General features: G+C 57.2%; 13 protein-coding genes. 3 read left to right on the forward strand and 10 right to left on the reverse strand.

Annotated features, from left to right (window positions below; translation table 11 throughout):
• Window positions 1-6: 6 nt before the first annotated feature.
• The 4 genes from ACYBHZ_RS09340 to ACYBHZ_RS09355 all read right to left on the reverse strand — a co-directional run bounded on the left by ACYBHZ_RS09340 (window position 7) and on the right by ACYBHZ_RS09355 (window position 1407).
• Entirely contained in the window at window positions 7-582 is a 576-nt protein-coding gene (locus ACYBHZ_RS09340; protein WP_460274000.1) for a hypothetical protein, read from the reverse strand.
• A gap of 77 nt (window positions 583-659) precedes the next feature.
• Complete coding sequence (locus ACYBHZ_RS09345) at window positions 660-830, reverse strand: hypothetical protein (RefSeq protein WP_460274001.1); 171 nt, start codon at window positions 828-830, stop codon at window positions 660-662.
• Between the two features lie 207 nt (window positions 831-1037).
• Window positions 1038-1175: an entericidin A/B family lipoprotein gene (locus ACYBHZ_RS09350; RefSeq protein ID WP_460274002.1), complete on the reverse strand. Its 138-nt coding sequence runs from the start codon at window positions 1173-1175 to the stop codon at window positions 1038-1040.
• A 94-nt stretch (window positions 1176-1269) separates the two neighbouring features.
• Window positions 1270-1407, reverse strand: coding sequence for an entericidin A/B family lipoprotein (locus ACYBHZ_RS09355; protein WP_460274003.1), 138 nt, complete (start codon window positions 1405-1407; stop codon window positions 1270-1272).
• Window positions 1408-1669: 262 nt separating this feature from the next.
• Here ACYBHZ_RS09355 and ACYBHZ_RS09360 point away from each other — a divergent pair, with 262 nt between their 5' ends.
• Window positions 1670-1858: a CTP synthetase gene (locus ACYBHZ_RS09360; RefSeq protein ID WP_460274004.1), complete on the forward strand. Its 189-nt coding sequence runs from the start codon at window positions 1670-1672 to the stop codon at window positions 1856-1858.
• 3 nt (window positions 1859-1861) lie between these two features.
• Here ACYBHZ_RS09360 and ACYBHZ_RS09365 read toward each other — a convergent pair whose 3' ends face one another.
• A complete protein-coding gene (locus ACYBHZ_RS09365; RefSeq protein WP_460274005.1) occupies window positions 1862-2644 on the reverse strand; it encodes an alpha/beta fold hydrolase in 783 nt (260 codons plus the stop codon).
• Window positions 2645-2709: 65 nt separating this feature from the next.
• On the opposite strand from ACYBHZ_RS09365, the gene ACYBHZ_RS09370 reads away from it, so the two are divergent.
• On the forward strand, window positions 2710-3069 hold the full coding sequence (locus ACYBHZ_RS09370) for a hypothetical protein (protein WP_460274006.1): 360 nt from the start codon (window positions 2710-2712) through the stop codon (window positions 3067-3069).
• Here ACYBHZ_RS09370 and ACYBHZ_RS09375 read toward each other — a convergent pair.
• Together ACYBHZ_RS09375 and glyA are read right to left on the reverse strand one after the other, a co-directional pair.
• Window positions 3044-3892: a DUF817 domain-containing protein gene (locus ACYBHZ_RS09375; protein ID WP_460274007.1), complete on the reverse strand. Its 849-nt coding sequence runs from the start codon at window positions 3890-3892 to the stop codon at window positions 3044-3046. The two genes, ACYBHZ_RS09370 and ACYBHZ_RS09375, sit on opposite strands and share 26 nt — an antisense overlap.
• 69 nt (window positions 3893-3961) lie before the next feature.
• Entirely contained in the window at window positions 3962-5257 is a 1296-nt protein-coding gene (glyA, locus tag ACYBHZ_RS09380; protein ID WP_460274008.1) for a serine hydroxymethyltransferase, read from the reverse strand.
• Between the two features lie 289 nt (window positions 5258-5546).
• Here glyA and ACYBHZ_RS09385 point away from each other — a divergent pair, with 289 nt between their 5' ends.
• Complete coding sequence (locus ACYBHZ_RS09385; protein ID WP_460274009.1) at window positions 5547-6308, forward strand: NAD kinase; 762 nt, start codon at window positions 5547-5549, stop codon at window positions 6306-6308.
• A 26-nt stretch (window positions 6309-6334) separates the two neighbouring features.
• Here the strand turns inward: ACYBHZ_RS09385 and ACYBHZ_RS09390 are convergent, their stop codons facing one another.
• From ACYBHZ_RS09390 to ACYBHZ_RS09400, 3 genes are all read right to left on the reverse strand, one after another.
• The gene (locus ACYBHZ_RS09390; RefSeq protein ID WP_460274010.1) at window positions 6335-7705 is read right to left on the reverse strand and encodes a sigma-54-dependent transcriptional regulator; all 1371 of its coding nucleotides are present in this window, start codon (window positions 7703-7705) and stop codon (window positions 6335-6337) included.
• A complete protein-coding gene (locus ACYBHZ_RS09395) occupies window positions 7695-9221 on the reverse strand; it encodes a response regulator (protein WP_460274011.1) in 1527 nt (508 codons plus the stop codon). The genes ACYBHZ_RS09390 and ACYBHZ_RS09395 overlap by 11 nt, the downstream gene beginning before the upstream one ends.
• Window positions 9222-9431: 210 nt before the next feature.
• Entirely contained in the window at window positions 9432-11330 is a 1899-nt protein-coding gene (locus tag ACYBHZ_RS09400) for a propionyl-CoA synthetase (RefSeq protein ID WP_460274012.1), read from the reverse strand.
• Between the last annotated feature and the right edge of the window lie 212 nt (window positions 11331-11542).

Consider the following 11542-nt stretch of genomic DNA (forward strand, 5'->3'; position numbering starts at 1 on the left):
ACGCTTTTAGAGGCCGCCGTTTTTTCTTTCCTGCAATACATCCATAGAGCAAATCATCTGCGCAATTTCAGGATGCAGATCATGCTCAAATGCGATCTGATTATGATCGTGACCCAATGCAATATGCTTTTCTACGATGTAGTGCGGTAGAATTACCTCAGCTGCAGCAAAAATTGCTTTCATGTCTGATGCAACATTTGCGGTATACCGACTTTTTTTCGCGGACAAAGCTGAGACGAGGTTTTGAATTTCCTCTGGCGTGCTCACATAGGTTTTGCCGGGGGACCAGCAGTGCATGAGTTCCTTTATCGCGGCAAATTCTTTGAAGTGGTCCTCAAGGCTCTTGTTCACGTAAATCGCGGCAAAGTCCTTCTCGGTTTCTTTCTTGAACAGTCGAAGGAATAAGCCGTCGAAAGGCCTAGGTAAGTCTGTCTCGAAGTAGCGAATGTCTGAGATGCCGTTCTTGGGGCAATCTAGTGCAGCAGTCCAAACTTCTGACAATCTCATGCGCATACCAATTGCGCGACCAGTTTTTTGGAAGCGAAGCTCATGCAAATGTTGGGCTAAATCTACAAAACGCAATGTACCACCTCTAGTTGTAGCTTAGAGGTGGTACACAAAGTTTTGATTAGTGTCTACTGTTGATCTGAAAAAAAATATCAGATCTCGCCAAAGGTCTTCTCTTCGGCATTCACGATGGCGGTCGCAAACTCGCCATCAATGTCTTTTCCGTTTTGATCGTTGGCCTCTACCAAATTAGCCAACAGTCGAAAATCACGCAATTCGCAACCGGGGTGCTTGTCGCTTATTGCTTGAAGCAGCTTTTCCATGTGCACCTCCTCTAGTGTGTGTTTCAAGAATCTGCTGAGGTATCTAGCGCCACAATTTTGAAATTTCTAGGGCACTTTCGAGCAATTGTGCTTCGAAGGCATGAAATTTTTCTTACCTCGTGGTATTTTTACCCCTGTTCTCACGCAACACTGACGCAAATCGTGTGCTTTGTCCACTTATTTTGGCCATCTCGTGAAGGCTTGTGATCACATCTCGCTCTGAACCTCGCGGCTTTCCTGAGAAATGGCGGAACCGGCTTTCGAAATATCCTGACCGGCACCTTCGATGGTCTCACAGGCGGCGAGGGCAAGAAGGACAGAGCCCAAAATCATCACGCGTTTCATGTTTCGTCTCCTTGAATTGCATTCAGGGAGGTAACGCGCGGGGCGGCGGTTCGGTTCCCGCCGATTGGCTTTCTCTGCGATTTTCGCTGCGCGATTACATGCTCGACTGGACGTCGCGGCTTGCGCTTGAGAGGGCCTGACCGGCTTTCGAGATGTCTTGGCCTGCGCCTTGCACGGTTTCACAGGCGGCCAGTGCGCAGAGGGTCAGTCCGATCAAAATCACACGTTTCATTGTCGTCTCCAGAACGGGGGCGCCCCATTCGGCGCGTTGCTAAAGATTTATTAGCGACAGAGGGGGGAGGCCTCAACTGTTTCTGATGCGCTGCGGCGGCTTGGGAGGGTGATCGGCGGCGATCCGTGCCCGACAAAAGTCCGACACATGTCAGACGCTTTGCCGACAATCGATTTGATGCCGATCAAAGCGGTATTGCGGAAACATCTTATTGTCACATGCGCGCGAATGAATGTTTGTCGAGACACGAAGGACCAAACCCATGAACCGACTCGCCGGTATCCTGTTTTCGCTCATTTCCACGACCCTCATGGGCAGCGCTGTGGTGGTTGCCCTGACCACGGGGCAGGACACGTTGAAACCCATCCTGATCTCCGCAGCGATCGGATTTGTAGTCGCGATTCCAATCACTTGGTATATTGCGAAGAAAATCTTGGAAGAGTTCGCCTAGGGCTCAGCCCTTGGCGTCTACCGCGTCCATCCAAGCGCGCATCGCCGCTTCGAATTCGCGTGGTTTCTCGGCATGGAGCCAATGGCCCGTGCCGGGGATGGACGCGAATTTTGCGTGCGGGAACAGCGCTTTGGAGCGGTCCCGGTGGTCGCGCTCGACATAGGTGCTTTCACCGCCGGAGAGGAAAAAGGTCGGACCGTCATAGCGGCCAGACACTTCCGGAAAGCCAACGATTTTCGGCATTTCAGCCTCCAGAACATCGAGGTTCAGGAGCCATTTTTTCTCTTTGACCACAAGGCTTTGTAGCAAAAACGCCCGGACGCCCGCATCGAGTACATCGCGCGCCAGTTGCTGGTCGGCATCAGACCGTTTCTCGACGGTGGACAGGTCGATCTTGCGCATCGCATCGATCAGGGGCGTGTTGTCGTGGCTGTAGGCGACGGGGGAAATATCCGCGACAATCAAGGACTTGATTAGTTCAGGGCGGGTGAGCGCCAGCACCATCACCGCCTTGCCGCCCATCGAATGCCCCATGACATGCAGCGGGCCATGCTCGGCCACGAGCGGCTCCAGAACCTCGGCGAGATCGGCGGCCATGTCTTCGTAGCTTTGGGTCGGGAAACGCGGGCTTTCGCCGTGATTGCGCTGATCGACGGAAGCGACAAGGCGTTGATCGGAAAGACGTTTCGAGATCACGCCCCAGTTGCGGGCGGAGCCGAACAGGCCGTGGACGATCAGAAGGGGCGCGCGGTCGGTCGGGTGACCGGTGAGGACGGTGTTAAGCATGGCACCACAGATAGCGCCTTGGCGCTCGCCCGCAAAGTCCCTAAAAGAGCGCCATGGACCATTCCGTGACGCACAGATCCGAAGAGCTGGCCGCGCTGCTGCGCGATCATCTCGGCGTGCGCAAAGGGGAGGGGTTCGAGGCTAAGGTGCACCATGCCGGTCGGCGTTTGCCCCGCTGGGCGCGCAAGCAATCGGCGGTGATCATCGAGGCGATTGGGCTTGAGGCGCATCCCAAATTGGCGCAGCAGGTCGCGCATAAGAAAGTCGATAAGGCGTTCAAGGAGTTGAAATATTTCCTTGAGAGGCAAGATTTGAAAACCCGCCGGAAGAACCGCGTTCTCGATCTTGTCACGGCGATTGCTTTCGTGATCTTTGTGACAGTCGGGCTGGTGCTCGGCGTTATGATTTGGCGCGGCTTGGTGTGAAGCGATCCGGCTGCAAGGCGTCGCGTTGCACCACTGTGACCGTGACAAAGCTGACGTAGAGCAAGAGATACCACGAGCCCATCTTGGCAAAGCTGACCATCTCCCCGGCGATCTGTCCTTTGTAGAGCCAGATGCGCGTGGCTGTGCCGATATTCTCCGCGATCCAGAGGAAGAAGGCCGACAAAAAACCCGCCACAGGCATGGGCATCCAGTACCAACGGCCGATCCGATACCAGACACGGGTGCGGGCATAGAGCAGCAGGGACGCGGCGAAGAGCGCGATGCGGATGTCCGGTCCGAAGTGATGCGTGAAGAAATTCAGATAGATGGCTCCGGCGAAGAGCAAGGTGGTCCAATAGGGCGGGTAGGGGGCGAAGCGCATGTCGAAGAGACGGATGGCGCGCGCCATAAAGCTCCCGACGGAGGCATACATAAAGCCTGAGAACAGCGGCACGCCGCCGATTTTGATGAGACCCGCGCCGGGGTAATCCCAACTGCCCATGTGGAGCTTGAAAATCTCCATGACCGTGCCGGTGAGGTGGAACAGAAGGATCACCTTGGCCTCGCCGAAGGTCTCTAATCGAAAGATCAGGAACAGGATTTGCAGCGTCAGCGCGTAGAGCAAAAGCGCATCGTAGCGCGCGAGGGGCCAGCCCTCCTGCCAGAAGCTGTTGGTGATCAGCATGGCGATGAGGAGCAGGCCGCCAAAGAGCGAGGCCCAGCCCATCTTGACGGTGAACATGACCAGTTCGGTGACGCCATGGGGCAAGCGGGCGCGGAGCCAGTCGCCCAGACGGCGCTCAAGAGAGGTGGGGTGGGACATAAAGAAACTCAGCACTCATAAAAGAAAAGGGGCCCGAAGGCCCCTTAAATGAACGTATCTCTGCGGAACTTACAAGTTCGGGTAGAGCGGGAATTTCTCGCAGAGGGCTTCGACCTCGGCTTTCACCTTGGCTTCGACCTCGGCGTTGCCCTCTTCACCGTTCGCTGCGAGACCATCGACCACTTCGACGATCCAGTCGGCGATCTGACGGAACTCGGCTTCGCCGAAGCCGCGGGTGGTGCCGGCCGGGGTGCCGAGACGCACGCCGGAGGTGACCATCGGCGGTTCCGGATCGAACGGGATGCCGTTCTTGTTGCAGGTGATATGCGCACGTTCCAGAGCGGCTTCGGTGATTTTACCGTTCACACCTTTGGGGCGCAGATCGACGAGCAGGACGTGGGTGTCGGTGCCGCCGGTCACGATGTCGAGGCCGCCTTTCATCAGCTGATCGGCGAGCGCTTGAGCGTTCACGATCACCTGTTTGGCGTATTCCTTGAACTCGGGACGCAGAGCTTCGCCAAAGGCCACGGCTTTTGCAGCGATGACATGCATCAGCGGACCACCCTGAATGCCCGGGAAAATGGCGGAGTTCACTTTTTTCGCGATCTCGACGTCGTTCGTCAGGATCATGCCGCCGCGCGGGCCGCGGAGCGTTTTGTGCGTCGTGGTGGTCGCGACATCTGCGTAGGGGAAGGGCGACGGGTGCTGGCCCCCGGCGACGAGACCGGCGAAGTGCGCCATGTCGACCATGAGGTAAGCGCCCACCGAGTCGGCGATCTCACGCATTTTCGCAAAATCAACCTGACGCGGGATGGCGGAGCCCCCGGCGACGATCAGCTTCGGTTTGTGCTCGTTTGCGAGTTCCTGCACTTGATCGTAGTCGATGCGCTGGTCTTGCTGGCGCACACCGTATTGCACGGCGTTGAACCATTTGCCGGACTGGTTGACTTTGGCGCCGTGGGTGAGGTGGCCACCGGCGTCGAGGCTCATGCCGAGGATCGTGTCGCCCGGTTGCAGCAGGGCGGTGTAGACGCCTTGGTTCGCCTGGGAGCCGGAGTTCGGCTGAACATTGACATATTTGCAGCCGAACAGCTCTTTCGCGCGGTCACGGGCGAGGTTTTCGGCGATGTCCACGAACTGGCAGCCACCGTAGTAGCGTCGGCCCGGGTAGCCTTCAGCGTATTTGTTGGTCAGGACGGAACCCTGCGCTTCCATCACAGCGGCGGAAACGATGTTCTCGGAGGCGATCAGTTCGATCTCGTGGCGCTGACGGCCAAGCTCTTTGGTGATCGAGCCGAACAGCTCAGGGTCGCGGGAGGCGAGCGCCTCGGTGAAAAAGCCGGAATCGCGGACATTGGCCGTCATGATATGCTCCTTGGCAGCGTGGGAGTGTCGCGCGTGTATTAGCCATTCTGTCACAAATGGAAAACCCTTTGTCGGTGCATAATCATCATGAATCCGCCTGCGGATGCCACCTATAGTGGGGCAAAGGTTTCCGATCCGCGTCCTTTGTCGCCGTCACGCGTCTATCCCTACGCCGATCCTTGCACCGGTCTGCGCACATGCGGGATGCAAATGCGTGCTCATGAAAGAAGATGAAATCCCCGCAATGCTTTGATAGTCATGGCGCAAACAGTTTGTTCCAAGAGGGTCCGTGATGGTCAAGATTGCCTTTGCCGCCAGCGATGCTGAGATTGCTCAGTCCGCTCTGAAACGGCTTTCTGATCGATATGCGTCCGTGCCTCTCGAAGAGGCTGACGTGATTGTGGCGCTTGGCGGGGACGGGTTCATGTTGCAGACCCTGCACGGAACAATGCATCTCGACACGCCCGTCTATGGCATGAACTGCGGTACCATCGGCTTTCTGATGAATGAGTTCCGGGAAGATGAGCTCGGGGCGCGTCTTGCCGAGGCTGAGGAAGAGGTGATCAACCCGCTCTCGATGGTCGCCGCTGGCGTAGATGGGCGTGAGCACCGAGCGCTGGCGATCAACGAAGTGTCCTTGCTGCGCGCCGGTCCTCAGGCTGCGAAATTGCAGGTCTCGATTGATGGTAAGGTGCGGATGGAGGAACTTGTCTGCGACGGGGTTCTGGTGTCCACGCCGGCTGGTTCGACGGCCTATAACTATTCCGCACGCGGTCCCATCTTGCCGATTGGCTCGGATGTGCTGGCCCTGACTGCGATGGCTGCGTTCCGGCCCCGGCGCTGGCGCGGGGCGCTTTTGCCCAGTGCCGCCAAAGTGCGTTTCGATGTTCTGGAGCCGCATAAGCGTCCGGTCATGGCCGACGCAGACAGTCGGCATACGGATAAAGTGCTTTGGGTCGAAATTGCCTCGGAGCCGAAGGTGAAGCACCGCATCCTTTTTGACCCGGGGCACGGGCTTGAAGAGCGTTTGCTGCGCGAACAATTCGTTTGATCTGGCTGCGGTTGCAGCGCGCGAGATCAAATCTCGCGTTTGCTGCGCACCGGTTTGCCCCATCCTTCCAGCTTTCGGTAGAGCGTTGAGGGCGATACGTCCAATGCTCGGGCCGCCGTGGGAATGGAGCCTTCTGCGGTTTGGATCGCATGCTCAATGGCTTGGCGCTCGATTTCCGCGAGGGTCTTCCCGTCGAAGGCGTTTGGCAGCGTCGAGGCCGCAGAAGCCGGTGTTTGCGTCCAGTCAGGCGATGCATGCACGTTGCGCAGATACGGTGGCAGGGCTGAAGTGTTGACCACAGGCGCGTCGTGTAGGACAGCGATGTTCCACAGAACATTCATAAGTTCGCGCACATTGCCTGGCCAAGAGTGGTTCATAAGAATTGTCTTCACATTGTGCGACAGAGTTCTGAATGGGCGGCCTTCACGAGCGCATATGACATCAAGCTCGGTCTCGGCGATTTCCAAAACATCCATCCCGCGCGCGCGCAATGGGGGGATATGGAGCGGGACAACATTTAGGCGGTAGAAAAGATCGGTGCGGAAACGTCCGGCGGTCACTTCAGCGCGGGGGTCTGTCGTTGAGGTGCAGATCAGGCGAAAATTGACCGGTTGCGGTGTGAGGCTGCCCAAAGGGGTGACGGCACCGATTTGTAGAATGCCAAGAAGACGGGCCTGCATGGCCAAGGGAAGGGCGCAAATTTCATCAAGCAGTAAGGTGCCGCCATCTGCCTGTGCGATCAGCCCGGCATATCCAGATTCTTCGCCATCCCACTGGTGACCGATGAGCTGAGCTTCGATTTGGTCGGGGGGCGCCGTTGAGCAGTCGAATATGATGCAGGGGCCGTCACGAAAGCCTGATTGCCGATGAATGCTCTCAGCGGCCATGATTTTTCCGCTCCCGCTTTCTCCGGTGATGAAAACGGGGGCTGCGGAGCCCGCTACGGCATTGATGGTGTTCAACACGTCCCGCATGGCTTGTGATGAACCGGTATGGCCATTGAACGCGCCCGTGATCGGGGCGGAATCATCCATTTGTTGACCGATGCTGCGGCCGTTGATGACATTCGAGATCGTGGTCAGCAGCTGATCGCAGTCCAGAGGTTTCGCGAGAAAATCAACAGCGCCGTTTTGCATAGCTGTCACAGCGCGATCAACAGAGGCAAAAGCTGTGATCGCGATGGGTTTGAGCGAGGGCAGTTTGTCCTTGAGTTCGGCGATGAGGTCAAGTCCGTTGCCGTCTGCCAATACGACGTCGATGAGGGCGATACCTGGCTTGTGGTGCAGGGCCATTTCGCGGGCTTCGCTGATACTACCTGCCGTAATCACGCTATGACCTGCTGCCTCTAGGGTGGCCGAGAACAGCGCCAGATGTGACTCGACATCGTCAACAATCAAGATGGGGGATCGAGACATAATCGTTTGTTTCGCTATCTATAATGGAATGAATTGTTTTCTGAATGTGTTCTGAAATTTGTCGGAGTTGGGTCAAAAATGCAATGATTTCTGATGTATCTCTCCTGTCTGCCGTGTTGAACATCGCTTGAGACAGCCCGCGCGCTTCGTTGTGGCAAGCTGCCGCGAAAAGCGAAGAAAGCGTATGGGTCGCGCGCGACAAGTTCGCTTCGGCTTCCGGGGAAGGCGCAGCATGTGCTGCAGACCAAGCTATGTCGAGATACTTTTCCAGATCAGATGAGACCTGTTTCAAAACCTTTTTGCGGAGGGGCAGGGGCAAATGACGAACCATGTTGCGCAGACACTGGGCCGTCGGATCTTGGTTGGGGGGCGAGAGTGAGGGCGGATCTTTGGGCGCAGGGATGGTCGTAAGATCATGCGTATTCTCGCCAACGCCCTGTTGTTGCATAGCTTGGGTGATCCCATTCAAAATTTCCGCGCGAGTAGAAATCGGTTTCCGGAGGACCACATCCGCGCCGCCCGCTTGAATGGCTTGCAGATTGTTTTCGAACACATGCGCCGTGATGGCAATCACCGGAGGCAGCTCCAAATGGCGGCTCCGGAGAATGGAAAGAACCTGTTTTCCAGACAGCAACGGCAATTCGATGTCCAGAAAGACGACGTCAATCTGGGCGCTTTTGTCCATCAACATGTTCAGGGCATCGATGCCATCTTTGGCTTCGATGACACTACACCCGAGGCCTTCAAGATGATGGCGCATTTGCAGGCGCAGGGCCGTGCTGTCTTCAACCAGCAAGGCTGTGAGCCCGTCGGTCAGGGACGGCGCCAGGGGGCTCTTGTGATCTGCCGGAAGGGCGAGTTCTGACAGCGGAATGCTGATACTGGCCTCTGCGCCGCCGTCGGGCGGGTTTTGTAGCGTCAAACGACCTTTGAGATGCTGCATGGCTTGGCAGGCAATTCGGATGCCAAAACCAGAGCCGGGTTCGCCCGATCCAATTGGAAGCGGGCTATCGTCGGGACGGTTCAGGATATGCTGCGGAAAGCCGGGGCCAGAATCGCGGATGCGCACCAGAAGGTCTTCATGTGCGCCTTGACCGGAGCGGGAAATATCGATGGAGATCGGCCCCGGTCCGGCGTGATGCAGGGCATTCGAGACAAGGTTGGAGAGGACGCGTTCAAAGGCGAGCATGTCGCAGGTCGCGGTCTCCGGCATCTGCTCTTCGCCGGTCAGCAGGAGTTGTGAGCCAAGTTGCTCCGTGATGCTGCGCCAGCGCTCGACGAGCCCGGCAAGGGTTCGGCGCGGCGTGCTGACGACCGAGGAATAAAGGCGATCTTGGTGGTTTTGGAACAGCGCACGTGAGACTTCGTCGAGCAAACGCCCGAGGTGGGCGCTTGTATGAGAGAGGCGGCTGATTTCCTGCTCTACTTCAGGGGATGTCTCGTGATTGTCCCCGAATGTGATCAGGGCGCTTTGTAATTCGGAGTAAGTGGCACGCACGTCATGTGCCAAAAGCGAAAGGCGGCCAGCGTCTTCGATTAGAAGGGTATGGCTTTGCAAGTCGCTTTGTTTCAATTCTGACCCCTTATTTAAGACCTGGCTCAGGCAACGAAAAACGCGGCCAGTCTGACCGCGTTTAAGGTTTCGTGACTTGGTTGCTCCTTAAATCTTAAACAACCTAGCGTTAAGGAACAGAGTTTTTTTTCGCCTTTAAGTAAACTCTTTCGCGTAGCCCAACCCTTGAAGCGCCACTTTGATCTCATCCAGAATGGCGGGATCGTCGATCGTCGCGGGCATTTTATAGGGTTGGTTGTCGGCGATCTTCACCATGGTGCCGCGCAGGATTTTCCCGGAGCGCGTTTTCGGCAAACGGTCAACAACACAGGCCAGTTTGAAGGCGGCCACCGGGCCGATTTCCTGCCGGACGTCGCGGATGACTTCCTTGACGATCTCGGCATGATCACGGTCGCAACCAGCGTTCAAGCAGAGGAACCCGAGAGGCGATTGGCCTTTCAGAGCGTCCGACACACCAATGACAGCGCATTCTGCGACATCCGGGTGCGCCGACAGAACTTCTTCCATCGCGCCGGTGGAGAGGCGGTGCCCTGCCACGTTGATGACGTCATCGGTGCGGGCCATGATGTAGACATAGCCGTCCGCATCCTTGATCCCTGCATCGCCGGTCTCATAGTAACCCGGGAAAGTGGTGAGGTAGCTCTTTTTATAGCGCTCGTCGGCATTCCAGAGACCTTGCAGCGTGCCGGGAGGCAGCGGCAATTTGATCGCGATGGCACCCAGTTCTCCGGCCGGGACGGGGTGTCCTGCCTCGTCGAGAATGTCGATGTCATAGCCCGGCATGGCGACAGAGGGTGAGCCGATCTTGACCGGAAGCTCTTCGATCCCAAGTGGGTTCGCGGCGATGGCCCAGCCGGTTTCGGTCTGCCACCAGTGGTCGATCACCGGCACGCCGAATTTCTCCTGCGCCCATTTGATCGTATCCGGATCGGCCCGTTCGCCAGCGAGGAAGATCGCCTGCAGGTCATGCAGTTTATAGCGCTTGATCCATTCGCCGGTCGGATCTTCGCGCTTGATCGCCCGCAGGGCCGTCGGTGCGGTGAAGAAGGATTTCACGCGCTGGTTCTGGATGATGCGCCAGAACACACCGGCGTGCGGCGTACCGACCGGTTTGCCTTCAAACACGATGGTCTGTGCGCCTTTGATCAGCGGACCGTAGCAAATGTAGCTGTGGCCCACGACCCAGCCCACATCGGAAGCGGCCCAGAAGCGATCGCCCACGTCGATGTTGTAGATGTTCTTCATCGTCCAGTTCAACGCCACAAGATGCCCGCCCGTGGAGCGGATCACGCCTTTCGGCTGGCCGGTGGTGCCGGAGGTGTAGAGGATATAGGCCGGGTGGTTGCCTTCGACCGGGACGCATTCGGCAGGTTTGACGCCGTATTGGAAGCCGTGCCAGTTGAAGTCGCGTCCTTCGATCAGCTTGGCGACCTCTTGCTCGCGCTGGAAGATGACACAGAACTCGGGCTTATGCTCCGCAATCTCGATGGCTTCATCCAGAAGCGGTTTGTAATGCACGACGCGGTTCGGCTCGAGGCCGCTGGAGGCGGCGATGATCGCTTTCGGGGTGCAGTCATCAATCCGCACAGCAAGCTCGTGCGCGGCAAAGCCCCCGAAGACCACGGAATGGATCGCCCCGATCCGGGCGCAGGCCAGCATGGCTTCGAGCGCTTCCGGGATCATCGGCATATAGATGATGACGCGGTCGCCTTTCTCGACGCCCCGCATCTTGAGCGCGCCCGCCAGAGAGGCCACGCGCTTTTGCAAGTCCTTGTAGGTGATGCCCTTGGTCGCGTGGGTGATCGGGCTCTCATGCATGATCGCAAGCTCATCGCCACGCCCGGCTTCGACATGGCGATCCACCGCGTTGTAGCAAGTGTTGGTCAGCCCGTCCGAAAACCATTCGTAAATCGGGGCCTTGTCGTCAAAAAGCGCTTTCGAGGGCTTCTTGTACCAATGAACCTCTTCGGCGGCCTCCATCCAGAATTTCTCCGGATCCGCTTTCCAGGCGTCGTAAACGTCTTTGTATGCCACTCGCTGCGTCCTCCTCGCTGGTCTGGCGTAAATGGCTCGACCCGTGATTCCCTGCAAATCTGCTAAGTCGCTTTGGAATAGTTTCGGATCAAACATACGGAGCGCGCCCCGTCCGGTAGTCTTGTTATCAGAATGACTTGTGAATGTTTATATAAATTTCGCAAACAAGTCCAAAAATGTAGTTTGCAAACTCTCTCGATGGCGGGGCGTGT

The organism is Celeribacter sp. ULVN23_4 (genome assembly GCF_054788345.1).